The sequence below is a fragment of the Arthrobacter sp. BB-1 genome, from assembly GCF_006151685.1.
GTDB lineage: Bacteria > Actinomycetota > Actinomycetes > Actinomycetales > Micrococcaceae > Arthrobacter.
In genome coordinates this window covers 85,828-107,912 of the sequence record NZ_VDEV01000039.1, presented here as the reverse complement: position 1 = coordinate 107,912, position 22,085 = coordinate 85,828, and the positions used below count along the sequence as shown (strand labels likewise).

At 67.8% G+C, this 22,085-nt stretch carries 23 protein-coding genes; 16 read left to right on the top strand and 7 right to left on the bottom strand.

Annotated elements, in window-relative coordinates; genetic code table 11:
* Nucleotides 1–3 precede the first annotated feature (3 nt).
* From FHJ30_RS19835 to FHJ30_RS19780, 12 genes are all read left to right on the top strand, one after another.
* Complete coding sequence (locus FHJ30_RS19835; RefSeq protein WP_139031021.1) at nucleotides 4–1,449, top strand: lyase family protein; 1,446 nt, start codon at nucleotides 4–6, stop codon at nucleotides 1,447–1,449.
* Entirely contained in the window at nucleotides 1,442–2,260 is an 819-nt protein-coding gene (locus tag FHJ30_RS19830) for an alpha/beta fold hydrolase (RefSeq protein ID WP_139030972.1), read from the top strand. Before FHJ30_RS19835 ends, FHJ30_RS19830 begins: the two co-directional genes overlap by 8 nt.
* Complete coding sequence (gene pcaC / locus FHJ30_RS19825) at nucleotides 2,257–2,703, top strand: 4-carboxymuconolactone decarboxylase (protein WP_139030971.1); 447 nt, start codon at nucleotides 2,257–2,259, stop codon at nucleotides 2,701–2,703. The genes FHJ30_RS19830 and pcaC overlap by 4 nt, the downstream gene beginning before the upstream one ends.
* Nucleotides 2,704–2,809: 106 nt before the next feature.
* Nucleotides 2,810–4,021: a thiolase family protein gene (locus FHJ30_RS19820; protein WP_139030970.1), complete on the top strand. Its 1,212-nt coding sequence runs from the start codon at nucleotides 2,810–2,812 to the stop codon at nucleotides 4,019–4,021.
* 4 nt (nucleotides 4,022–4,025) lie between these two features.
* Nucleotides 4,026–4,736, top strand: a complete 711-nt coding sequence (locus tag FHJ30_RS19815; protein WP_139030969.1) for a 3-oxoacid CoA-transferase subunit A — start codon at nucleotides 4,026–4,028, stop codon at nucleotides 4,734–4,736.
* Nucleotides 4,737–4,738: 2 nt separating this feature from the next.
* Nucleotides 4,739–5,416, top strand: a complete 678-nt coding sequence (locus FHJ30_RS19810; protein ID WP_139030968.1) for a 3-oxoacid CoA-transferase subunit B — start codon at nucleotides 4,739–4,741, stop codon at nucleotides 5,414–5,416.
* A 24-nt stretch (nucleotides 5,417–5,440) separates the two neighbouring features.
* Nucleotides 5,441–6,253 (top strand): IclR family transcriptional regulator C-terminal domain-containing protein, encoded by an 813-nt coding sequence (locus FHJ30_RS19805; RefSeq protein ID WP_139030967.1) that lies wholly within the window; start codon nucleotides 5,441–5,443, stop codon nucleotides 6,251–6,253.
* A 126-nt stretch (nucleotides 6,254–6,379) separates the two neighbouring features.
* Nucleotides 6,380–6,712, top strand: a complete 333-nt coding sequence (locus tag FHJ30_RS19800) for an MmcQ/YjbR family DNA-binding protein (RefSeq protein ID WP_139030966.1) — start codon at nucleotides 6,380–6,382, stop codon at nucleotides 6,710–6,712.
* A gap of 171 nt (nucleotides 6,713–6,883) precedes the next feature.
* Nucleotides 6,884–8,053 (top strand): Re/Si-specific NAD(P)(+) transhydrogenase subunit alpha, encoded by a 1,170-nt coding sequence (locus FHJ30_RS19795; RefSeq protein WP_139030965.1) that lies wholly within the window; start codon nucleotides 6,884–6,886, stop codon nucleotides 8,051–8,053.
* Nucleotides 8,053–8,373 (top strand): NAD(P) transhydrogenase subunit alpha, encoded by a 321-nt coding sequence (locus tag FHJ30_RS19790; RefSeq protein ID WP_139030964.1) that lies wholly within the window; start codon nucleotides 8,053–8,055, stop codon nucleotides 8,371–8,373. The genes FHJ30_RS19795 and FHJ30_RS19790 overlap by 1 nt, the downstream gene beginning before the upstream one ends.
* The gene (locus tag FHJ30_RS19785) at nucleotides 8,370–9,743 is read left to right on the top strand and encodes an NAD(P)(+) transhydrogenase (Re/Si-specific) subunit beta (protein WP_139030963.1); all 1,374 of its coding nucleotides are present in this window, start codon (nucleotides 8,370–8,372) and stop codon (nucleotides 9,741–9,743) included. Before FHJ30_RS19790 ends, FHJ30_RS19785 begins: the two co-directional genes overlap by 4 nt.
* Before the next feature lie 93 nt (nucleotides 9,744–9,836).
* Nucleotides 9,837–10,757 (top strand): diacylglycerol kinase family protein, encoded by a 921-nt coding sequence (locus FHJ30_RS19780; RefSeq protein ID WP_139030962.1) that lies wholly within the window; start codon nucleotides 9,837–9,839, stop codon nucleotides 10,755–10,757.
* A 22-nt stretch (nucleotides 10,758–10,779) separates the two neighbouring features.
* Here FHJ30_RS19780 and FHJ30_RS19775 read toward each other — a convergent pair whose 3' ends face one another.
* Nucleotides 10,780–11,619, bottom strand: coding sequence for an ACT domain-containing protein (locus FHJ30_RS19775; RefSeq protein ID WP_139030961.1), 840 nt, complete (start codon nucleotides 11,617–11,619; stop codon nucleotides 10,780–10,782).
* 165 nt (nucleotides 11,620–11,784) lie between these two features.
* Here FHJ30_RS19775 and FHJ30_RS19770 point away from each other — a divergent pair, with 165 nt between their 5' ends.
* The 3 genes from FHJ30_RS19770 (at nucleotide 11,785) to FHJ30_RS19760 (ending at nucleotide 14,977) form a co-directional block, all read left to right on the top strand.
* Complete coding sequence (locus FHJ30_RS19770) at nucleotides 11,785–12,873, top strand: FUSC family protein (protein ID WP_139030960.1); 1,089 nt, start codon at nucleotides 11,785–11,787, stop codon at nucleotides 12,871–12,873.
* A 52-nt stretch (nucleotides 12,874–12,925) separates the two neighbouring features.
* The gene (locus FHJ30_RS19765) at nucleotides 12,926–13,669 is read left to right on the top strand and encodes an IclR family transcriptional regulator (protein WP_139030959.1); all 744 of its coding nucleotides are present in this window, start codon (nucleotides 12,926–12,928) and stop codon (nucleotides 13,667–13,669) included.
* A gap of 120 nt (nucleotides 13,670–13,789) precedes the next feature.
* Nucleotides 13,790–14,977 (top strand): 4-hydroxybenzoate 3-monooxygenase, encoded by a 1,188-nt coding sequence (locus tag FHJ30_RS19760; protein ID WP_139030958.1) that lies wholly within the window; start codon nucleotides 13,790–13,792, stop codon nucleotides 14,975–14,977.
* Between the two features lie 87 nt (nucleotides 14,978–15,064).
* Here FHJ30_RS19760 and FHJ30_RS19755 read toward each other — a convergent pair whose 3' ends face one another.
* A complete protein-coding gene (locus FHJ30_RS19755; protein ID WP_139030957.1) occupies nucleotides 15,065–15,604 on the bottom strand; it encodes a TetR/AcrR family transcriptional regulator in 540 nt (179 codons plus the stop codon).
* A 56-nt stretch (nucleotides 15,605–15,660) separates the two neighbouring features.
* On the opposite strand from FHJ30_RS19755, the gene FHJ30_RS19750 reads away from it, so the two are divergent.
* A complete protein-coding gene (locus FHJ30_RS19750) occupies nucleotides 15,661–16,716 on the top strand; it encodes an FAD-dependent monooxygenase (protein WP_139030956.1) in 1,056 nt (351 codons plus the stop codon).
* Here FHJ30_RS19750 and FHJ30_RS19745 read toward each other — a convergent pair whose 3' ends face one another.
* The 5 genes from FHJ30_RS19745 to FHJ30_RS19725 all read right to left on the bottom strand — a co-directional run bounded on the left by FHJ30_RS19745 (nucleotide 16,717) and on the right by FHJ30_RS19725 (nucleotide 21,933).
* Nucleotides 16,717–18,537 carry an iron ABC transporter permease gene (locus tag FHJ30_RS19745; protein WP_139030955.1) on the bottom strand — a complete coding sequence of 607 codons (1,821 nt, stop codon included), beginning with the start codon at nucleotides 18,535–18,537 and terminating at the stop codon, nucleotides 16,717–16,719.
* A complete protein-coding gene (locus FHJ30_RS19740; RefSeq protein WP_139030954.1) occupies nucleotides 18,534–19,601 on the bottom strand; it encodes an ABC transporter ATP-binding protein in 1,068 nt (355 codons plus the stop codon). Before FHJ30_RS19740 ends, FHJ30_RS19745 begins: the two co-directional genes overlap by 4 nt.
* A 55-nt stretch (nucleotides 19,602–19,656) precedes the next feature.
* Entirely contained in the window at nucleotides 19,657–20,730 is a 1,074-nt protein-coding gene (locus tag FHJ30_RS19735; RefSeq protein WP_139030953.1) for an extracellular solute-binding protein, read from the bottom strand.
* 176 nt (nucleotides 20,731–20,906) lie between these two features.
* On the bottom strand, nucleotides 20,907–21,341 hold the full coding sequence (locus FHJ30_RS19730) for an acyl-CoA thioesterase (protein ID WP_139030952.1): 435 nt from the start codon (nucleotides 21,339–21,341) through the stop codon (nucleotides 20,907–20,909).
* A gap of 88 nt (nucleotides 21,342–21,429) precedes the next feature.
* Complete coding sequence (locus FHJ30_RS19725; RefSeq protein WP_139030951.1) at nucleotides 21,430–21,933, bottom strand: GNAT family N-acetyltransferase; 504 nt, start codon at nucleotides 21,931–21,933, stop codon at nucleotides 21,430–21,432.
* Nucleotides 21,934–22,085 lie beyond the last annotated feature (152 nt).

The window sequence follows — 22,085 nt, the reverse complement described above, 5'->3', positions numbered from 1 at the left end:
GAGATGGAGGGCGACGCCGGATTGCTGAGTCCCGTCTCAGCGTCGCCCCTTGTGGGGGCACTGACGGGGGACCGCGCTGTCCTGGCGGCGATCCTCGCCGTCGAGTCCGGCTGGGCCGCCGTGCTGGAGAAGGCGGGCCTGGCACCTGCCGGTTCCGCCGCCGTCGTGTCCGCTGCCGCGGAGCCCGGCCGGTACAGCGTGGCAGCCATCGCCCGGCGTGCCCAGGGCGGCGGCAACCCGGTCATCCCGCTGCTGGCGGACCTGCGGACGCAGGTCGCGGCGCTGGATGCGGCCAATGTCGGGGCAGGAAAAGCGGTGCACACGTCCCTGACCAGCCAGGACGTCCTGGACACGGCGCTGATGCTGGTGGCCCGCAACACCGGGGAGGCGGTGCTGGGTGACTTAAGAGGCGCGACGGCGGCGCTCGCGGCCCTGGCGGAACGGCATGCGGACACGCTGTGCGTGGGCAGGAGCCTGACGCAGCATTCCCTGCCCTTCACGTTTGGCCTGCGGGCCGCCCAGTGGTTCCACGGCACGGCCGCTGCGGGCCGGCAGCTGGCGGGCCTGGACTTCCCGGTCCAGTTCGGCGGCGCGGCGGGAACGCTGGCTGCGGGAACTGTCCTGACATCGGGCTCATCCGCCACTCCGTTTGGACTCGCGGGCGCCCTGGCATCCCAGCTGGGCCTCGCTTCAGCGCCCGCACCGTGGCACACCAACCGGCTGGCCGTGACGTCGCTGGGCAACGCCCTGGCTGCGGTGCTGGACGCCTTCGGCAAGATCGCGGCGGATGTCCTGTTCCTGAGCCGGCCCGAGGTCGGCGAGCTGGCTGAGCCGCGGGCCGCCGGCCGGGGGGTTTCCTCGGCCATGCCGCAGAAGCAGAACCCGGTACTGTCCGTGCTGGTCCGCAGCGCGGCGCTGCAGGCCCCGGCGCTGGCCGCCCAGCTGCACCTGGCCGCCGCCAGCTTCAACGATGAACGCCCGGACGCCGCGTGGCACACCGAGTGGCCTGCGCTCCGGCAGCTCCTGGCACTGGCGCTCGGCGCGGCCGGCCATATCCGTGAGCTGGCCGAGGGCCTGCAGGTCTTCCCGGACGCGATGCGCCGGAACCTGGACCTTGCCGGTCCGCTGCTGCTGGCGGAAGGCGTGGGTGCCGCTGTGGCCCCGCTGCTTTCGGACAAGGGCGGGACCAGCGGGAAGCAGCAGCTCCAGGCTGTTGTGGACCGGACGCTCCAGGCGCCGCCCGCGGACCAGGCCGCCACGTACCGCAAGCTGCTCCGCGAAGCCGTTCCAGCCGGGATCCTGAGCGACCTCCGGCTCGAGGAACTCCTCAACCCGGGCAGCTACCTCGGCGAGGCTCCGGAGATTTCCCGGCGGATCCTGGCCGCCTACCCGGACTTCGCCGCCAACCCATCTGCAGACACCGATCCGAATGGAGCTTCCCGTGGCTAAGCCGGCCCTGAAGGCAGCGCTGCTGTCACCCCAACGTCCCCTTGGAGACCACCCCTTGCTGGTGGTGGGTCCGTCCCTGGGCACTTCCACCATCCTCTGGAACCGCACTGCTTCCGTGCTGGGCGACGACTACGACGTGGTGGCCTGGGACCTGCCCGGCCACGGCGTCTCGCCCGCCGCCACCGAAACGTTCGACGTCGCCGCGCTGGCTGACGCCGTGGTGGACCTCGTCGATTCCATCGCCCCCGGCGCGTCCTTCCACTACGCCGGCGTCTCCCTGGGCGGCGCCACCGGCCTGCAGCTGGGCATCAAGCATGGCGAGCGGCTCAAGAGCCTTTCCGTGCAGTGCAGCGGCGCCAAGCTGGGCACCCCGGAGGGGTGGCTGGAGCGCGCCGAAACCGTCCGCAGCCAGGGCACACCCGTGATGATCCAGGGCTCGGCGGAGCGCTGGTTCGCGCCGGGCTTCATGGAGCGCGAGCCCGAACTCAGCAGCCGGCTCCTGCACGCCCTGCGCGACGCCGACCGTTTCAGCTACGCGTTCTGCTGCGAGGCCCTTGCCGCCTTTGACGTGCGTGGCGAACTGGGCAGCATCCAGGTCCCAACCCAGGTCATAGCCGGCGCGCTGGACGGGGTGGCCCCGCCGTCTTTCGCGGAGGAAGTGGCCGCGGGCATCACCGCAGGGGGCGGCACCGCAACCGCCGTCACGCTGGAGGGCGTGGCGCACCTGGCCCCCGCCGAGGCGCCGGCCCACGTGGCGGAACTGATGCGCGGCCTCATCTCCTGGGCCGAATCGCAGGGGGCAGCCAAGTGAGCAGCTTTGGACAGGCGGGCGCGGAGCGGCACGGTGTGGTCCGGCCGGACGCCACCAGCCAGGACATTTACGACGGCGGCATGAAGGTCCGGCGCGAAGTCCTGGGCGATGCTCACGTTGACCGGGCCAACGCCAACAAGGACGAGTTCACCGAGGACTTCCAGGACATGATCACGCGGATCGCGTGGGGTGGCATCTGGACCAGGCCCGGCCTGACCCGCCAGATGCGCTCCGCCGTCACCATCACGGCGATGGTAGCCCACGGGCACTGGGAAGAGCTGGCCATGCACATCCGCGCCGCCGTCCGGAACGGCCTGAGCCGGGACGAGATCAAGGAAATCCTGCTCCAGACCGCCATCTACTGCGGAGTGCCCTCGGCCAACACCGCCTTCAAAACAGCCCAAGAAGTCTTCCGCGAGCTGGACACAACCCACACCGACTAAACCCCGCCCGCCCAACTAGGTAGCGCCAAGTGTCGTTATGAGCCTCCAAAACGACACTTAGCGCTACCTAGTTGGGAGGGGCACCGACAGAATTAAGAGGAGCACCATGAACCAGGCTTTTGTGTACGACGCCGTGCGCACCCCGTTCGGCAAATTCGGCTCCGGCCTTGCCGCCGTCCGCCCCGACGACCTTGCCGCGCACGTGATCAAGGAATCCGTGAAGCGCGCCCCGGCGCTGGATCCGGAGCGGATTGACGAGGTGGTGTTCGGCAACGCCAACGGCGCCGGCGAGGAGAACCGGAACATCGCCCGGATGGGCACCCTGCTGGCCGGCCTGCCGGTGTCCATCCCGGGCACCACGGTGAACCGGCTCTGCGGCTCCTCGCTGGACGCCGCGATCATCGCCTCCCGCCAGATCAACGCCGGCGACGCCGACCTGATGCTGGTGGGCGGGGCGGAGTCGATGTCCCGGGCCCCTTGGGTGTTGCCCAAGACGGAGAAGCCCTACCCGGCCGGGGACATGACCCTGGCTTCCACCACGCTCGGCTGGCGTCTGGTGAACAAGGCCATGCCGAAGGAGTGGACCATTTCCCTGGGCGAGGCCACCGAACGGCTGCGGGAGAAGTACGGTGTGACCCGTGAGGCCCAGGACGAGTTCGCCGCGAACTCCCACAACCTGTCCGCCGCCGCCTGGGATGAGGGCTTCTACGACAACCTCGTGGCCCCGGTTCCGGGCACGGACCTGGTCCGGGACGAAGGCATCCGGGCAGGTTCGTCGGCAGAGAAGCTCGCCGGGCTGAAGACGGTCTTCCGGACCGAGGACGGGACCGTCACTGCGGGCAATGCTTCGCCGCTGTCCGACGGCGCCTCCGCGGCCTGGGTGGGGTCCGAGGCTGCCGCCGGGCTGCTGGGGCTGGAGCCCCTGGCCCGCATCGCCGGACGCGGGGCGCACGCGAACGATCCGCAGTACTTCGGCTACGCGCCGGTCGAGGCGGCGAACAAAGCCCTCGCAAAGGCGGGGATTGGCTGGGACCAGGTGGGCGCCGTCGAACTTAACGAAGCGTTCGCCGCCCAGTCCCTGGCCTGCATCAACGCCTGGGGCATCGATCCCTCGATCGTGAACCGGCATGGCGGGGCCATCGCCATGGGCCACCCGCTCGGCGCGTCCGGCACCCGGATCCTGGGCACTTTGGCGCGGTCGCTGCAGGCCTCCGGCGAACGCTGGGGTGTCGCTGCGATCTGCATCGGCGTCGGGCAGGGGCTGGCCGTGGTCCTCGAAAACGTCACCGCCTCCGGAAACAACACAGGAAAGGCCTAAGCGAATGCTGACTTTTGTAGATACTGTCCGGGAGGCCGTGTCCGGCATCAAGGACGGCTCCACCGTGATGATCGGCGGGTTCGGCAACGCCGGGCAACCGTTTGAACTGATCGACGCACTGCTGGAATGCGGCGCCACGGACCTGACGGTGGTGAACAACAACGCCGGGCAGGGCGACCAGGGCCTGGCCCTGCTGATCAAGGAAGGCCGGGTGAAGAAGATGATCTGCTCCTTCCCGCGCCAGTCCGATTCCTGGCACTTTGATGCCAAGTACAAGGCCGGCGAGATCGAACTGGAACTCGTACCGCAGGGCAACCTGGCGGAGCGGATCCGCGCGGCAGGGGCCGGGATCGGCGGGTTCTTCACCCCCACCGGGTACGGCACCATGCTCGCCGAGGGCAAGGAAACCCGCATCATTGACGGCCGCGGCCAGGTCTTCGAAACGCCCATCCACGCCGACGTCGCCCTGATCAAGGCGCTCAAGGCCGACGGCAAGGGCAACCTGGTCTACCGGAAGACGGCCCGGAACTTCGGCCCGATCATGGCCGCTGCAGCGAAGCAGACCATCGTCCAGGTCTCCGAGATTGTCCCCGTCGGGGCGCTGGATCCGGAAAACGTAGTCACCCCCGGCATCTACGTCAACACAGTGGTCCGCGTGGCCGCCGACAACACCGCCGCCGGCAGCACCGCCGGCACGAGCGAGAAGGTGGCCTGACAATGAGCACCGCAACAACCCTCCAGACCTCCGCCACCCCGCTGGGCCGGGACGACCTCGCCCGTTTGGTGGCCCGGGACATCGCACCGGGATCCTTTGTGAACCTGGGCATCGGCCAGCCCACCCTTGTCTCCAATTACCTCACCGAGGAGCAGAACATCACGCTGCACACGGAGAACGGGATGCTCGGCATGGGCCCCGAAGCCAAGGGGGACCAGATCGACGAGGACCTCATCAACGCCGGCAAGATCCCCGTCACGGAGCTCCCCGGTGCCTCGTACTTCCACCACGCCGACTCCTTCGCGATGATGCGCGGCGGGCACCTGGACATCTGCGTGCTCGGCGCGTTCCAGGTATCAGTCACCGGCGACCTCGCCAACTGGCACACCGGCGCACCCGGGGCGATCCCCGCTGTCGGAGGCGCCATGGACCTCGCCACCGGCGCCAAGGACGTCTTCGTCATGATGACCCTCCTCACCCGCGAAGGCGCCTCCAAGCTCGTGGAGTCCTGCACCTACCCGCTCACCGGCGTCGGCTGCGTCACCCGCGTCTACACGGACAAGGCCGTGTTCCTCACCGGACCCGAGGGCGTCACCGTCCGCGAGACCTTCGGCTGCACCCTGGAAGAGCTGCAGGAACTTGTGCCCGTCCCGCTCAAGGCGGCGGCTGCCACGCCATAGCCGGCGGCCCTAGGATTGGTAACCATGACCGACGCCGTCAGTTCAGACAGCCAGCCTGCCCCGCAGGCCAGTGACCAGTATGTCCAGTCCCTGGCCCGCGGGCTCGCCGTGATCCGTGCGTTCGACACGGTCCATCCGGTCATGACCCTGACGGAAGTGGCTGCGCGCACTGGGCTGACGCGGGCCACAGCCCGGCGGTTCCTGCACACCCTGGTGGAGCTGGGCTATGTCAGGACCGACGGCAAGACATTCGCGCTGACGGCGAAGGTGCTCCAGCTCGGGTATGCGTACCTGTCCGGGCTGTCGCTGCCGCAGCTTGCCCAGCCGCACCTCGAGGAACTGTCACTGAAGCTGGGCGAATCCACCTCCGCGGCCGTGCTCGACGGGACGGACATCGCCTACATCGCCCGGGTGACCACGCGCCGGATCATGAACGTGGGCATTACGGTGGGCACGCGCTTCCCCGCCTATGCCACGTCGATGGGCCGGGTACTGCTTGCCGGGCTGCCTCCTGCCGACCTCAAGGCGTACCTGGCGGAGGCGGAGATCAAGCCGCTCACCCCACGCGCGTTGGGCAGCGCCAAAGAACTCCTGGCCGTCCTGGACACGGTCCGGGCCCAGGGCTGGTGCCTGCTGGACCAGGAGCTGGAGCTCGGGCTCATGTCCGTGGCCGCGCCGGTCTATGACGGATCCAAGGTGGTGGCCGCCGTGAACGTTTCCCTGCAGGCGCAGGCCGTGGCCGCCAAGCCGGACCCGGAAGCCTTCCTGGCTTCGGTGGCGCAGGAGATTGTGGCGACGGCGGAACTCGTCTCGGCCGACCTGACCGCCCGGGGGTAGGCGGGTCTGCTGGGGTTTTGTGCACGTATGCAGGCCTCAGACGTGCGGAAGCCGGCATATCTGGACAAAAACGCTTTGCCACGCCGGCTCTTGTCCGGCGGCTGGCGCGCAGGCAGACTGTGGCCCATGGCAACGGAAGACGACGTCCGCAGGATTTCCCTGGCACTCCCGGGCGTCACGGAGCGGCTGAGCTGGGGCCGGCCCGCCTGGTTCGCCAAGACCCTGATGGGCCGGATCTGGGAACCGGGAGTCCTCACCGTCAAGACCGAAGAACGCGAGGCCCTGGCAGGAACGGAGCCGGAAACCTTCTTTTGGACCCCGCATCACGAACGCTCTCCCCAACTGGTGCTGGTGCGGCTGGACCGGATCGACGGGAAGCTGCTGGCGGAACTGCTCCAGGATTCCTACCGGCTGGCGGGCGGGGAACAAGGCAGCCGCCGGCACGCGGGGGACCCGTAAGGTAACTGTTTACCACCAAGAATGCCGCCCCACTCCCGCGGCAGCGGTGCGGGCCATAGACTCTAGCCAACTACGTGCAGCAGCGCCGCTCCGCGAAGACCCACGGTCCACACAGGCCAACGTCCCAGCAGGGCGGCGCTGCCGCACCCGTGCAACGAGGGGAGACGGCGGGTGAAACTGGGCATACCGCGGGAACGGCGGGAGGGCGAACGCCGCGTGGCCGCCACACCGGAAACGGTGAAGCAACTGGCAGCGCTCGGCGTCGAGATACTCCTGGAGGAAGACGCCGGCGCGGCGGCGGGATACCCGGACCTGGCATACACCCAGGCCGGGGCGCACCTCGTCCATGACCTCGACCTCGCCCAACTGGACGTCCTCGCCCACGTCCGGCCCCTCGACCCGGAAACCGCCCGGTCCCTGAAAAGGGGCGCCGTCACCGTGGGGCTCGCGTCGCCGTCGTCCGAACTCCCAACGGTGGAGGCGCTCGCAGACGCCGGCGTCACGGCCTTCGCCCTGGAACTGGTGCCCCGCATCTCCCGCGCCCAGTCCATGGACGCCCTCAGTTCCCAGGCCCTGGTGGCCGGCTACCGCTGCGTCCTGGAAGCGGCCATCCGGCTGCCCAGGTTTTTCCCGCTGTACATGACCGCCGCCGGCACCGTCCCGCCCGCCCGGGTCTTGGTGCTCGGCGCCGGCGTGGCCGGCCTGCAGGCCATCGGCACCGCCAAACGCCTGGGCGCCCGCGTCTTCGCCAACGACATCCGCCCCGCCTCAGCGGACGAGGTGGCCTCCATGGGCGGCACCTTCATCCGGCTGGACCTGGAAACCGCGGAAGCAGCCGGTGGTTATGCCCGCCAGCTCAGTTCGGACGCCGGCACCCGGCAGAGGCAGCTGATCGCCCCGCATGTGGCCCAGGCGGACGTGCTGATTACGACGGCGGCCGTCCCGGGCAGGCGCGCACCCCTCCTGGTCACCACCGAGATGGTCCAGGGCATGCGGGCCGGATCCGTCGTCGTGGACCTCGCCGCAGAGTCCGGCGGCAACGTGGAGTCAGTGGTTCCAGGCCAGGACATCCCGGTGCCCACGGCGGACGGTTCCGGCTTCGTCACGCTGGTGGGCCTGAAGGACGCCCCCTCGGCCATGGCCTCCGACGCCTCCCGCCTCTACGCCAAGAACGTTGCCAACCTGGTGGCGCTCCTGGTCCGGGAAGGGGCCCTGGTCCCCGACTTTGGGGACGAAGTGCTGGCCGGCGCCTGCCTGACGCACGACGGGGAAGTGCGGCACCGGCCGACGGCGGATCTGCTGGCGGAGCGGGCCGGCAGCCGGCGGGAAGGGGTGCTCTGATGGACGGAATCAGTCTGCTGACCATTACCGTACTGGCCGTGTTCGTCGGTTTCGAGGTGGTTTCCAAGGTCTCCAGCACCCTGCACACGCCCCTGATGTCCGGCGCCAACGCCATCCACGGGATCATCCTGGTGGGCGCCATCATTGTGGCCGGCCAGGCAGCGGACCCGTGGGTGCTCGCGGTGGCCCTCCTCGCCGTCGTCCTCGCTACTGCCAACCTGGTGGGCGGCTTCGTGGTGACGGACCGGATGTTGCACATGTTCCACGCGAAGAAACAGGTGGACACCAAAGAAGCAGCGGGGAAGGTGGACGGCAGATGAGCCTCCTCGATCCCGTCTGGACCTCGCTCCTGTACCTCATTGCCGCCGTCTTCTTCATCCTGGCGCTGCGCGGGCTCAGCTCCCCCCGGACGGCCCGCCGCGGCAACCTGGTCGGTGCCGCGGGCGCCCTGATCGCCGTCGTCACGGTGTTCCTGTCCGCGCGGCTGGAGAACATCCCGTGGATCATCGCTGCGATCGCCGTGGGGTCAGCCGTTGCCGCCCCGGTGGCGCGGCGGGTCAAGATGACCCAGATGCCGCAGCTTGTGGCGCTGTTCAACGGCGTGGGCGGCGGGGCGGCGGCGCTGGTGGCGCTCCTGGAACTCAGCCATGCCGGTGACCCCTGGATGCGGCTGGCAATTGTCTTCACGCTCCTGGTGGGCGCCGTGTCCTTCGCAGGGTCGGGGGTCACGTTCGCCAAGCTGCAGGAACTGATGACCACCCGCCCGGTACTGTTCCCGGGCCTCCCCGTGGTGATGGCCGCGGTGCTGCTCGCCGCTGTCGCGTCCGCCGCTGCCGTCGTTGTCACCGGCTCGCTGGCGCTGGCGGTGCTGCTGCTGGTGCTTGGCCTCGCGGCGGGCATCCTGCTGGTGCTGCCCGTGGGCGGGGCCGACGTCCCGATCGTCATCTCGCTGCTGAACGCCTTCACGGGCCTGGCTGTGGCGGCCTCCGGCGTGGTGCTCGGCAACGTGCTGCTGGTGGTCGCCGGCACCCTGGTGGGCGCGTCGGGTACCATCCTCACCCGTGCCATGGCCGCCGCCATGGGCCGGAGCGTCGCGGGCGTCCTGTTCGGTGCCTTCCGGGGAGGTTCGACGGCGGGATCCACCGCCGTGAGCGAGCGTCCGGTGCGGTCCTCCAGCGCCGAGGACGTGGCGGTGCTCCTGGGCTACGCGCAGCGGGTGATCATTGTTCCGGGCTACGGCCTGGCGGTGGCGCAGGGCCAGCACACCGCCGCCGAACTGGCTCTGGCCCTGGAGGGGCGGGGCATCGAGGTGGACTTCGCCATCCATCCCGTGGCGGGCCGGATGCCCGGGCACATGAACGTGCTGTTGGCCGAGGCGAACGTGCCGTACGAGTCGCTCAAGGAAATGGGCGAGATCAATCCGGAGTTCAAAACCGCGGACGTTGCCCTGGTGGTGGGTGCCAACGACGTGGTGAACCCCGCGGCCAAGACGTCCCAGGGATCCCCCATCTACGGCATGCCCATCCTGGAAGTGGCCGAGGCCCGTCAGGTGATTTTCCTCAAGCGGTCCATGCGGCCGGGTTTCGCCGGGATCGAGAACGACCTGCTGTACGAGCCCCAGACCTCGCTGCTGTTCGGCGACGCCAAGGACTCACTGGCGCAGGTGCTCGGGGCGGTCAAGGCGCTGTAGCTACCGTCCCGCTGCCCGCCTGCTTCGAACCCGCCGCGGGGCAGGCTAGTCTTCTTTCAGAAGTAGCCTTTCCATTCGCCACCAAAGGACGCCATGACTGCCAACAGCTCCACTTCACTCCAGCGCGCCGCAATCATCGTCAATCCTGCCAAGCCCGTGGACATCGACGTGCGCGGCCTGGTGGCAAAGCACTGCGTGGAAAACGGCTGGGGCGAACCGCTCTGGTTCGAAACCACCAAGGAGGATCCCGGCGTCGGCCAGGCCAAGGAAGCACTCGCCCAGGGTGCCGATATTGTCATCGCGGCCGGCGGCGACGGAACCGTGCGGTGCGTCGCCGAGGTCCTGTCCGGTGGCGACGTCCCGATGGGCCTGCTCCCGCTCGGCACGGGCAACCTCCTGGCCCGCAACCTGGGCATGGACGTCACGGACTACGACGGCGCCATGGCCGGTGCCCTGATTGGGACCGAGCGGAAGATCGACGTCGTCCGGGCCCGCCGCAGCGACCCCGACAAGGAGCAGCTGTTCCTGGTCATGGCCGGGGTTGGATACGACGCCACCATCATGGCCGACACCAACGAGGACCTGAAGGACAAAGTGGGCTGGCTGGCCTATGTGGACGCGGGCATCCGCAACCTTCCGGGCAAACCGGTGAAGGCCACCATTGTGATTGACGGGAAGACTGCCGTGCACCGCGGGGTGCGCAGCGTCATGGTGGGCAACTGTGGCAAGGTCCAGGGCGGCCTGGAGATCTTCCCCGAAGCCAAAATGGACGACGGCCTGCTGGATGTGGCCGTGCTGGCCCCGCACCACGGAAAACTGGGCTGGCTCTCCGTGGTTGCCGGGATGATCGGCAAGGGCCGTGGCAAGGACACGGCGGTGGAGTATTTCCAGGGCAAGACCGTGGAGATCACCCTCGAGCACAACGACGACTACCAGCTGGACGGCGACCACGAAGGCCAGGGCAAGCACGTCCTGATGACCATGGACCCGTCCGCGCTGACCGTCCGCATGTAGCCCCCGCCCGGAACTGCGCTACCTAACTGGGGAGGCCCGGGGCCGGGCGGTGAGCCAGGATCTCGGCGAGCTCGGCCAGCCGGTGGGCGCGGGCGGATTCCGCCGGGGTGAACGGCTCCCCGGGACGCGCAAAGGTGATGGGGCCGTGCCAGGCCGTGGGAATCTTGAGCCGCGTGCCGGCGTCGTGCCTTTCCAACAGCGCCTCCGACGGGGAAAGGATCCGTGCCCGCAGCAGTTCCGCCACCGCGAGCGGAAGCTCATCCGGCGCGTCGGCGATCCGGGCCGCGAGGCTCAGCGCCTTCGTCTGCCCGTCCGCCATGGCCAGCGCTGTTGTGGGCCAGGCGCGGGACCGGGTACCGCCGGCCTGCTGCAGCGCCTCGAGCAGCTGGTATTCATCCACGTCGCCGGGCGTGGACAGAACAAACTCGTCCAGCACGCCGCCGGCCACCGGGTGCACGTGGATGCTCAGGATATTCGTGTCCAGCCGGGCCAGAGCCTTGGTGACCTTCTGCAATGATCCCGGCTCATCCCGCAGGACGGTGCGGGCCCGCCACAACGCGGGGGCCACGGCGAGCCGCCGCCGCTGCCGCAGGGCCGGAGCATGCAGCCATCCGCGGAGCACCCGGGCGGCGGAGGGCTCCGCCACCCAGATGACCAGGACGGTGGCGGTGACAGTCAGCACCAGCACCTTGGCCAGGTAGGGAAGCTCGGTGCCCACCACCAGGGCATGGACCAGGAGCTCGATCGGAAGCATCACGGCCACGTTGGCCAAGGTCAGCCGCGTCCGGGTCGGCTCCGGCATCAGGCCGCAGACCTCGCAACTCAGCTCAGCCTCGGGGGTGGTCCTTGCAGGGGACTTCATGGTCCAAGGATTGCGCGGCGCTGTTTCAGGGGTGTTGCCCGGCCGTTCCGATTTCGCGACGCGTGCCGGGCGTAGGATTCTGGAGGAACGTCAGCGCGGCCGCCCGTCAAACCGGAAACTGGGCCTCCCCAGGCACACTGTCCCGCAGGAAAGGCGCTATTCCACGTGAAGCTGCTCGCTGAGATGTTCAGCATTGCTCCCGGCAATAAGGACCACCAGCCGGCCCTGAGGTGCGCGGTGGGCGTCTTCGTTCCGCTCTTCACCCTGGTGCTGCTGGGCCGGCTGGACCTGGCCATTTTCGCGTCCTTTGGTGCCTTCACCGGGATTTACGGCCGCGGCGAACCGCACGGCACCCGTTTTGCGCTGCAGCTGCGGGCGGGCGTGCTCATGCTGCTGGTGATCCTCCTCGCTGCGCTCGCTGCCCGCGCCGGCGCGGCTTGGGGGCTGGATGACGCCGGCGCCACCTGGCTCCTGGTCCTTGCCACCACGCTGGTGGCCGGCGGCTGCTCCGTTGCCATTTCCTGGTTCCGGCTGCGGCCCGCGGGATCCCTCTTCCACATCTTCGCCTTCGCGGCCATTGCCTCGATCCCCAACCAGCCGCCGCTGTGGGAGGGCATGCTGGTCGCCGTCGCCACCACGGCTTTTTCCCTGCTGGTCGGCTTCTCCTCACGGGTGCTGCCCAGCCGACGCACGCCGTGGGTGCGGCCGCGGCCCATCCGCCGCACCGCGGAAGAAAAGCGTGCGGCCCGGCTTGAGGGCCTCGGCTACCTGGTGGCCGCCGGGTTGGCCGGCGCACTTGCCACCTGGGCAGGCAGCCGCCTCGGGTTTGGCCACAACTACTGGGCCATGGTTGCCGCCGTCGTTCCGCTCGTGGGGCACACCACGCGGCACCGCGTCCGCCGTGGCGTCCAGAGGATCATCGGCACCGTGCTCGGGCTGGTGCTGATGGCTGGGATCCTGGTGCTGGGCCTACAGCCGTGGCAGACCGTGCTGGTCATGGCCCTGTGCCAGTTCGGCGCCGAGATGTTCATCATCCGCCAGTACCTGCTGGCCCAAGTCTTCGTCACGCCGCTCGCACTGGTGTCCACGCTGCTGGTGGTCCCGTCCTCGCCCGGCATCCTCCTCCGCGACCGCATCGTCGAGACGGTGATCGGAGCCGTCGTCGGCATTGCCGTGGTGCTTGCCCCCGGAGCGTGGCGCCGCTTAAGGGAACGCACGACGACGGCGCCTGGCAGGGGCGCGCGGCCCACCTGAACCGCGGCATGGGTAGGCTTGTACTACCCATTCAACGGAAGAGCGGTGTGCGGTGGCCAATTCTGCCTCGGGTGACTCGGTGGTGGACCGGATTGTCCGGTTGATCTCCGCCTTTCCCGAGGACGTCAGCGCCCTGCAGTTGGCGGACCTCGCCGAACGCGCGGGCTTGCCGCTTACCACCGCCCACCGGCTGGTCCGCCAGCTTGCCGGCCACGGCCTGCTGGAGGCTGCTCCGGGAGGGTTGGTGCGGCCCGGCCTGCGGCTGTGGGAGCTGGTCAACCGCACCGCCCCCACCCTTGCCCTGCGCCAGGCGGCCATGCCGTTCATGGAGGATATCCAGCAGGTCCTCAACCAAAACGTGAACCTGGCCGTGCTGGATGGCTGGGAAGCCCTGTTCGTCGAGCGGCTGTCCCGGCGCGGCTCGGTCGCCAACCGGGCAAAGGTGGCGGGCCGGATGCCCGTCCACACCTCGTCCGCCGGCCTGGCGCTGATGGCGCACCAGGACAAGCTGCTGCAAAGCCTGTATCTCGACCAGTTCGAAGACCCCGAAGGGAAGGTCAGCACCGACGCCGTCCGGATGCTGCTCAGCGAGACCTTCCACCAGGGCTTTGCGCAGCTGAAGGGCGTTGTGGATCCGGACACCTGGGGCATCGCCGTCCCCGTCCTTGACCCGCGCCAGCGTGCGGTGGCCTCGCTAGGCGTCGTGGTTCCCCTGCAGGAGATGCGCCTGCAGGCCCTGGTGCCCGCCCTGCAGACAGCTGCCAGGGGCATTGCCCGGAGGCTTGCGGAACGGTAAAGCGGAGGAATCTTGATTCCGTTCAACGGAATCGATGTACCGCGCTGAACGGCCCGCGCGCACACTGGAGGCAGAAGCACCCACGGGCCGGCAGCGGCCCCGCAACGAAGCGAGAATGCCATGCCACGGAAGATCATCACCACCCAGGTGGCCATCATGGGCGCAGGCCCGGCCGGCCTGATGCTGTCCCACCTGCTGGCAAAGGCCGGGATCGAGTCCAGTGTCGTCGAAGTCCGCAGCCACAAGGAGATCTCCGAGACCGTCCGGGCCGGCATCCTGGAACACGGCACCGTCAACCTGCTGGTGGAAAGCGGCGTCTCGGACCGCGTGCTGCGCGACGGCGACCGGCACGACGGCATTGAGCTGCGATTTAACGGCGAGAGCCACCGCGTGGACTTCAAGGACCTCGTGGGCGAATCCGTGTGGCTCTACCCGCAGACGGACGTTTTCCTGGACCTCGCCGCCCGCAGGAAGGCCGACGGCGGGGACGTCCGGTACAGCGTCACGGACACCACAGTGCATGACCTTGAGGGCAGGCCGAAGGTCTGGTTCACGGACGCGGACGGCGTGGAGTTCGAGATCCAGGCCGACTTCCTGGTGGGGGCCGACGGTTCCCGCAGCCACTGCCGCTTCCAGATCCCGGAGGCGCACCGCAAATGGTACTTCCACGAGTACCCCTTCGCCTGGTTCGGGATCCTGGCCGAGGCCCCGCGCAGCGCGGACGAGCTCATCTACGCCAACTCCGCGAACGGTTTTGCCCTGATCAGCCAGCGCACCGAGACGGTCCAGCGGATGTACTTCCAGTGCGATCCCAAGGAGAACGTGGCGGAGTGGGATGACGACAGGATCTGGGCCGAGTTCCGCAGCCGGGTGAACGGCAACGGGTTTGAACTCAAGGAAGGCCCCGTCATCGACAAGATGGTCCTGCCCTTCCGGAGCTTCGTCCACACGCCCATGCGCCACGGCAACCTGTTCCTGGCCGGCGACGCCGCCCACACGGTCCCGCCCACCGGTGCCAAAGGCCTCAACCTGGCCATCCATGACGTCAAAATGCTCTTCGAGGGGCTGGACACCCACTACAACTCCGGCTCTGACCATCTGCTGGATACCTTCAGCGACCGCGCCCTGGAGCGGGTGTGGAAAGCGCAGCAGTTCTCCTACTGGATGACCACCATGCTGCACACCCCTGCGGATGCGGATGACTTCTCCCGTGCCCGGCAGTTGGGTGAGCTGAACTCGGTGGTATCATCCAGGCACGGCATGGCTTACCTTGCCGAGGCCTACACCGGCTGGCCGGGACAGCCCTGACAAGGACTGCCGGGAGTACGACGGCGGTGCGGCGCCGGCTGAGGCGGCAGGCCGCCGTCGTGCCGGGGGTTGAAGGCGACTTTGGCCTCAGGGCGCAAGCAGCCGCCGGACCGCTGCGGCGATGGCCGCGGCGTCGGGCTGTTCGTCCCGCCTGACGGTGAGCAGGTGGAGCAGGACGCCGTCGCCGTAGTCCGCAACGTCCCGGGCGCGGGCGGACCCGTCCGCAACCCCCAAAGCGGTGAGGGCCTGCTCCAGGCCGCCCACCAGCCGGAAATGCCCGGCCGTCACCGACTCCGGCCGGTCCAGCGAGAGGGCCAGCCGGGCGCGGGTCAGGCCCGCGTGCTCGCCGGCCAGCGCCAGCACCATGCCGGCCAGCTGGCCGGCAAGTTCCTCAAGGGTGCGTGGCGGACCACCCATTCCCTGGTCCCGGAGCAGCTGGCCGTCAAGGCGTTCCAGGCGCTCCAGCACCGCTTCAACGAGGGCGGCGCGGCTGCGGAAGTAGTTGGAGGTGGTGCCTTCCGCCACCTGGGCGGCGGCGTCCACGGACCGGTGGGTAAGGCCTTTCATGCCCTTATCCGCCACGACGGCCAGGGCGGCATCTAGGAGTTGGGTCCGGCGGTCAGGCATGGGCCCAGTGTAATTGAACCCTTCCGGATCACTACAAAAGTAGTAAAATCGCCTGTATGGAAACAATCTCGATTGTTGGCGGCGGTATTGCCGGCCTGGCGCTGGCCGCCAGCCTGGACCCCAGCCGCTTCCAGGTGACAATGTACGAGAAGCGGCCCGAGCTGCCGGCCGTGGGCCACGCGCTGGGGATGTGGCCCAACGCCCAGCGTGCGCTGGCGCGGCTGGGAATCCTTGAGCAGGCACGGGCTGTCAGCCCGGTGATCGGCAGCGGGTCGGTCCGTGACGCCCAAGGTGAGCCCTGGGTCACTGTGAACGCGGGGGAGATGTTCGGCATCTCCCGGGTTGACCTGCTGGGGCTGCTGGACGGGGCCGTCCCGGCAACAGTCCGCCGGGTCACCCGCAACGTCCGGTCACGCCCCGACGACGGTAGCCTGGTGGTCGGCGCTGACGGCGTGCACAGCGCCGTGCGCAGAGAGGTCTGGGGCGCCGGAACGGACGCCCGCCTGACCCCGTACCTTGCCCTTCGAGGGATCCTGCCTGTTCCGGTCAGCCACGACGAGGTGGGCGAATACTGGGGCCGCGGCGACCTGTTCGGCATGGCTGCCGCCCGGGGAGGGTCCTTCTGGTGGGCCAGCTACCGTTCCGGCATGGGCCCGTACGGGATTGACGCAGCATCAGCCCTGGAATACGCCCGGAAGCGGTATGCCGGCCACGCGCCCGCCATCCGCCGCACGCTGGCCGCAGCCACGCCCGAAGCATGCCTGGTCCAGCGGATCTGGACAGTTCCGCATCTGGGCTCCTACGTCCGCGGGCGGACCGTGCTCATCGGCGATGCCGCCCACGCCATGCTGCCCACCCTGGGGCGTGGCGCCTGCGAGTCGCTGGTGGATGCCGTAACACTGGCTGACCTTCTCAACACGCTGCCGGAGGAGCAGGCGCTGCGCGCCTACGACCGGCAGCGGCGGATGCGGACCCGGGCCTTGAGCCTGGCCTCCTCGGCGATGGGGCGCATCGCCTTCGCGGACGGCGCCCAGCCGCTCCGTGACGGCCTCCTGAAGCTGGCCCGACGGCGGAACCGCCGTGCCGCCGTCGTCAGCGGTTCCGCCGGCTGATCAGCGGACGGGAGCTGCAGGCTGCGCGGCGTCCTCCCCGGAAACCGGCGTTCCGGCAAGCCCCGGACCGGGAACCGGGGCGGCCGGTGGAACGGCAGGCAGCCGCTTCCGCTTGGAGCGGCCCCTGCTGGAGCGTCCGTAGACGAGGTACATGGTCACGCCGGTGATGACCATCAAGAGCACGGTGTAGACGAACGTGTTGGCAATCCCGTCAACGCCTTCCGCGCCGTCCGTGTTCGCCTTGATCACCAGGCCCAGCGGCTGAACCAGGGGGTGGGCCAGGAAGATTGCGGTGTCGTAGTCGTCCAGCAGGCTGTTGAAGTTCAGGGCAGTGATGGCAGCGGCGGCCGGCAGTACCAGCGGCAGCAGGATCCGCCGGAACACATACAGCGTCTTGGCGCCCATGATGGCCGCTGCTTCCTCCAACGAGGAGTTCACTGAGGCGAAGGACGCTTTGAGCATGCGCAGGGTAAAGGGGATCTTCACCGTCACGAAGGCAATCAGCAGGATCACTGTGGTTCCGGTCAGTACAGCGCCGCCCACCAGCGGATTGGGATGGTCGTAACTGATGATCAGGCCCAGGGCCAGCAGTGCGGACGGCAGGATCCACGGAATGTGGAGCAGGTATTCGAAGGCCGCAGCCACCCAGTTCTTGTACTTCTGCAGGAGCCGGGCCACAAACAGCAGGCCGCCCACGGCGATCACTGCAGCCAGGGCGCTGTACACCACGCTCACGATGAACGGCCGCAGTCCCGATTGTTGGGTGAGAACCCGCTCATAGTTCTCCAGCGTCAGGCTGCCGAGCGAGAGCTGGCCGGTTTGGATAGCGGCACCGTCCGCGAAGGAGTACAGCACAATCAGCACTACAGGCAGTGTGTACACAGCAAACAGCAGGTAAGCCACGACGTGCACCACCACATTGACCATGGGGTTGGTGATCTCCTGCTTCTGCAGTGCGGAGGACACCTTGGATACCGAGAAGTAGGTGCCGCCCTTTTCCAGGCGGGACATGACGGCGAGCATGAGGATGGTGGCCAGGCCCAGGATCACGGCCAGCAGGGCGGCCAGGTCCCGTGAGGTGGGGCTGTTGGTGAAGGTCAGGATCATCGGGGTGATGGTCTGGAAGTCGCGCCCCCCGAGCACTTGGGGTGCACTCAGGGCACCCAGCCCAGTGAGGAAGGACAGGATGGTGACGGCGAACAGGGTGGGCGTGAGCATGGGCAGCACGATCCGCCGGAGGATGGTCCAGGTTGAGGCCCCCAGGTTCCGGGCCGCTTCAATGGTCTGGTAGTCGATGCCCTTCAGCGCGTTGGCCACGAACAGCATGTGGTTGGTGGTGGTGGCGAAGGTCATCACCACCAGGACGGCCAAGAATCCGGAGAACCAGCCCGGGTCCATCCCGGGGAACACCCTCACCAGCAGTGACGTGACGATTCCCTTGTCCCCGTAGATGAACTTGTACCCGGCAGCAAGGACAATGCCGCCGTAGATGAAAGTGGACGCATAACCCAGGAACAGGATCCGCGAACCCCGGATCCGGAAATAGTGCGTCACCAGGACGATGAACACGCCCACCAGGTTCACGGTGATGGACAGGGCCAGCGCCAGCAGGAAGCTGTTGCCGAGCGCCTTCATGGCCCGCTGGGACGTGAAGAGCTTTTCTGCTGCCCGCCCGGAGAAGCTGCCGTCCGGAAAGAACGTGGCGATCAGGACGTTGATGTTGGGCCATACCAGGAACGCCGCAATGAACCAGGTCAGGACCGCGCCGACCACCAGGACGAACGGGGAGCGGGCCATGCTCCGGACTCCGGTGCCGCTCATGGCAGGACTGCTGCCGGGTCCTGCTGCCGAAGGGCGGCGCCCGTTTCCGGGTGGTACTGCAGGACGTGCCCAGGCTGGAGGTAGACCGTGGTGTTTGTGCCCGGTTCCGGGTGGGCAGCCCCGTCCTCCTTCACCAGCAGGCGGATCTCCGCGCCATGGCTGCGCACCACATAGCGGCTGTGCAGGCCATGGTAGGTGCGTGAGATTACCGCGCCGGAAAGTCCGACGGCGCCGCCTCCTTCAGCCCCACGGGCCAGGGACGCCTTTTCCACCCGAAGGTAGGACTTTGCATCGGTGCTAAGGTCCGCCCCGGCGAGCCGGTTGAGTTCGGCCACGAATTCCGGCGTCAGGGCCGAGCTGTCACCGATGAAGTTGCAGACGAACTCAGTGGCGGAGTGGTCGTAGATTTCCTGCGGCGTCCCCACTTGTTCCACCACGCCCTTGTTGAACACGGCCACACGGTCGCTCATGGCCAGGGCTTCGTCCTGGTCATGGGTGACGTACACAGTGGTGATCCCAAACTCGCTCTGCAGGTCCTTGAGCTGTTGCCGGAGCTGGTGGCGCAGTTTGGCGTCCAGGTTGGACAGCGGCTCGTCCAGCAGGAGGATCTTGGGCCGCAGCACCAGCGCCCGGGCCACTGCGACTCTCTGCTGCTGCCCGCCGGACAGCTCCGCCACATTCTTGGACAACTGCTCATCGCTGAGCTCTACCCGCCGCGCGATGTCCCGGACCAGGCGGTCACTGTCCGCCGGCTTCTCCTTCCGGACCCGGAGGCCAAAGGCGATATTTTCCCACACGCTCATGCTGGGGAAGAGGGCATAGTTCTGGAACACCATGCCCACCTGCCGCTTGTCGCTGGGAAGCCGGGTGACATCCTTGCCGTCCACGTGCACCGTACCCCTGGTGGGCTGGATGAATCCCGCCAGGGTGCGGAGCGCCGTCGTTTTCCCGCAGCCGGACGGCCCCAGGAGAGTAAAAAACTCCCCCGGGCGCACGTGCAGGTCAAGGTTGGGGATGGCGGTGAAATCACCAAAGGAAACTTCGATGTTGTCCAAGCGGATCATGGCAAACCTGTCTGGGGAAGCGAGGATCGGGTTGACGGGGCCGGGAGCGGACCGGTTACGTCATGTATTCGAGCTCGATCTTCTCCACCCAGGCGCCCATGTTCTCCCGCACGAACTCCCAGTCGATGTCCTGCTGCTTGACGCTTGCGAAGAAGTCCACCACCTCGGGGTTTGCCTGGGCTTCGGCCTGCTTGTTGACCGGCATGGAGTTGAACTGCTTGGCAAACTCGCCCTGGACCTGGGCACTGCCGAACCAGTCGATGAACTTCTTGGCCTGCTCCTCCTTCTTCGTTCCCTTCACCAGGGCGATCTGTTCCACGGCCAGGGGGACACCCACGGACGGGACCACTGCTTCGACGTTCACCTTGAAGGACTTCTCGCGCTCGGCGATGATCGAGGACGGCATCTGGCCCATGTCCACTTCGCCGGAAGCAATCCGGGCAAAGAGGTCCGTCTTTGCCACCGCCGGGCTGCCGTTCTGGAAGTACTGCTCCACCTGCTTCCAGCCCTCATCGGAGATGCCAAGGTCGCCGGAATCGTCCCGGTAGCGGCTCAGGATCCCTGCAAAGACGAGCTGTGCCGTTGCTGTGCCAAGGCCGGTCACCCGCTCGTAGCGCGACTTGAACTCGTCCTTGGTCCACAGGTCGGTCCAGTCCTGCGGGGCCTTGTCCTTGGAGATCTTGTCCGAGTTGTAGCCAAGGAGAATAGCCTGCTTTACCAGGGGCCAGTAGGCCTCGCCGTCGCCCAGTTCTTTGTCCACATCGCCAGCCCAGGCCGGTTCGTAGGGTTCCAGGGCGTCTGCAGCCTTGACCTGCGAGAAGTACATGTTGTTCAGTCCGAACGCGACGTCGGCGATCGGGTTGTTCTTCTCGGCAATCAGCTTGTTGGTGGCATCTGCGCCGCCGGCACCGACGATCTCGATTTTGAAGCCCGCCTCGGCTGCCTTAGCGGTCAGCCAGTCCCCGCGGCCCTCGCCGTTGGAGTTGGTGTAAACAACCAGGGTTTCGCCGCTGGCGGCAGGCGCCGAGGAGGCGTCGCCCGAAGCGGCGGGGGTAGCTGATCCTCCGCCGCATCCGGCAAGGAGGGTGGCGGCGACGGCGGCGGCGACCAAAGCTTGGAATTTACGCACGATCAGGACTCATTTCTGGACTGGAATCGGAGCATGTCCGGCAAGCCTAACGCCGGGCATGCGGAATTCACGGCTGTTATGGCTATCGATTCGATAAACAGCCCGGCTGTCCACTCTGGTCCAGATGGGAAAACGATCGGGGGTTTGCGGGTGAACGGGCAGTAAAAGTTGCCCGGTCAGTCCTGGCTCAGGGTCTCCGTGAGGTGGTGCGTGGGGATCCTGTCCCGGTCGTACGTGATCTCGGTGTACCCGTGCGGCTCCGGCTTGCCGGACGGGTTGAGGTTCACGAAGACGATCTCCTCGATGGTGAGGATGCTTTGGCGGGTGATCATGTTGCGGACTTCGGCGCGCATGGTCAGGGAGGTCCGGCCGAAGCGCGTGGCGGTCAGCCCCATCTCGATCAGGTCGCCCTGCACCGCGGAGCTGACGAAGTTGATTTCCGAGATGTACTTGGTGACGGCACGGCCGTTGCCGAGCTGGAGGATGGCGTAGATGGCCGCTTCCTCGTCAATCCACTTCAGCAGGCTGCCCCCGAACAGCGTCCCGTTCGCGTTGAGGTCCTCGGGCCGGACCCACTTGCGTGTGCGGAAAGTGATGTCTGCTGTTTCCATAGGGCGAGGTTAGCGGAAGGCAGCGCAGGCGCACCGAGTGTGACGCAGCCGCACCCTGCCGGGGAATCCGGCAGGGGACCGGCGCGGCCTAGGCCATGGCGGTGTGGGCTGCGCTGCGCGCGTTGATGCTCTTCGCGTAGCAGTAGGAGTGCGCAACCCCGATGTAGGGTCCGAAGTTCGGAACTGCCTCAAAGCCTGAGTTTTCGTAGAAGTTCCGCCCGTCCGGCTGCGCCGACCCTGCTTCCGCCTTGATCCGCGTGATCCCCTGCTTGAAGGCCTCCGCCTCAAGGGCTGCCAGGATTGAACTGGCCACGCCCGAACCCCGGGTGTAGGGAAGGACGTACAGCCGCTTGATCTCCGCCGTGGTCGAGTCCAGCATCCGCAGTCCGCCGCAACCCACCGGCTGGCCCGAGCCCTTGTCGTACGCCACCAGGAACACTGCGCAGTCGGCGCCCGACGGCGGCGGCCCCGGTTCGTGGTCCGGGGTGCCGAAGCGGGCGTCCAGTTCGGCCTGCTGGGCCCGGCGCAGGTCGGCGCCCACGGGGTTGGACCAGGGGACCTGCCTGATGTTAAGGCGGGGGTTGGTCTGCATTCTGCCTCGATTCGCCGAAGGGTTATGCAAACCTAGAGTAAGAGGCAGCCGTTACGCCGGTGTTTCTTGCCGGTTAGCTCCGGGATAACGTCCCGTTCACGCCGGCCAGGGCAAGTCACTTGGCTGTCTAGTTATCAGCTGGTCTAGTATGA

Excerpts from the sequence above, each read along its gene's own strand:
- FHJ30_RS19835 (WP_139031021.1), top strand. The coding sequence starts at position 4 with ATGGAGGGCGACGCCGGATTGCTGAGTCCCGTCTCAGCGTCGCCCCTT.
- FHJ30_RS19820 (WP_139030970.1), top strand. The coding sequence starts at position 2,810 with ATGAACCAGGCTTTTGTGTACGACGCCGTGCGCACCCCGTTCGGCAAA.
- FHJ30_RS19815 (WP_139030969.1), top strand. The coding sequence starts at position 4,026 with ATGCTGACTTTTGTAGATACTGTCCGGGAGGCCGTGTCCGGCATCAAG.
- FHJ30_RS19810 (WP_139030968.1), top strand. The coding sequence starts at position 4,739 with ATGAGCACCGCAACAACCCTCCAGACCTCCGCCACCCCGCTGGGCCGG.
- FHJ30_RS19805 (WP_139030967.1), top strand. The coding sequence starts at position 5,441 with ATGACCGACGCCGTCAGTTCAGACAGCCAGCCTGCCCCGCAGGCCAGT.
- FHJ30_RS19800 (WP_139030966.1), top strand. The coding sequence starts at position 6,380 with ATGGCAACGGAAGACGACGTCCGCAGGATTTCCCTGGCACTCCCGGGC.
- FHJ30_RS19790 (WP_139030964.1), top strand. The coding sequence starts at position 8,053 with ATGGACGGAATCAGTCTGCTGACCATTACCGTACTGGCCGTGTTCGTC.
- FHJ30_RS19785 (WP_139030963.1), top strand. The coding sequence starts at position 8,370 with ATGAGCCTCCTCGATCCCGTCTGGACCTCGCTCCTGTACCTCATTGCC.
- FHJ30_RS19780 (WP_139030962.1), top strand. The coding sequence starts at position 9,837 with ATGACTGCCAACAGCTCCACTTCACTCCAGCGCGCCGCAATCATCGTC.
- FHJ30_RS19775 (WP_139030961.1), bottom strand. The coding sequence starts at position 11,619 with ATGAAGTCCCCTGCAAGGACCACCCCCGAGGCTGAGCTGAGTTGCGAG.
- FHJ30_RS19760 (WP_139030958.1), top strand. The coding sequence starts at position 13,790 with ATGCCACGGAAGATCATCACCACCCAGGTGGCCATCATGGGCGCAGGC.
- FHJ30_RS19755 (WP_139030957.1), bottom strand. The coding sequence starts at position 15,604 with ATGCCTGACCGCCGGACCCAACTCCTAGATGCCGCCCTGGCCGTCGTG.
- FHJ30_RS19750 (WP_139030956.1), top strand. The coding sequence starts at position 15,661 with ATGGAAACAATCTCGATTGTTGGCGGCGGTATTGCCGGCCTGGCGCTG.
- FHJ30_RS19745 (WP_139030955.1), bottom strand. The coding sequence starts at position 18,537 with ATGAGCGGCACCGGAGTCCGGAGCATGGCCCGCTCCCCGTTCGTCCTG.
- FHJ30_RS19740 (WP_139030954.1), bottom strand. The coding sequence starts at position 19,601 with ATGATCCGCTTGGACAACATCGAAGTTTCCTTTGGTGATTTCACCGCC.
- FHJ30_RS19730 (WP_139030952.1), bottom strand. The coding sequence starts at position 21,341 with ATGGAAACAGCAGACATCACTTTCCGCACACGCAAGTGGGTCCGGCCC.
- FHJ30_RS19725 (WP_139030951.1), bottom strand. The coding sequence starts at position 21,933 with ATGCAGACCAACCCCCGCCTTAACATCAGGCAGGTCCCCTGGTCCAAC.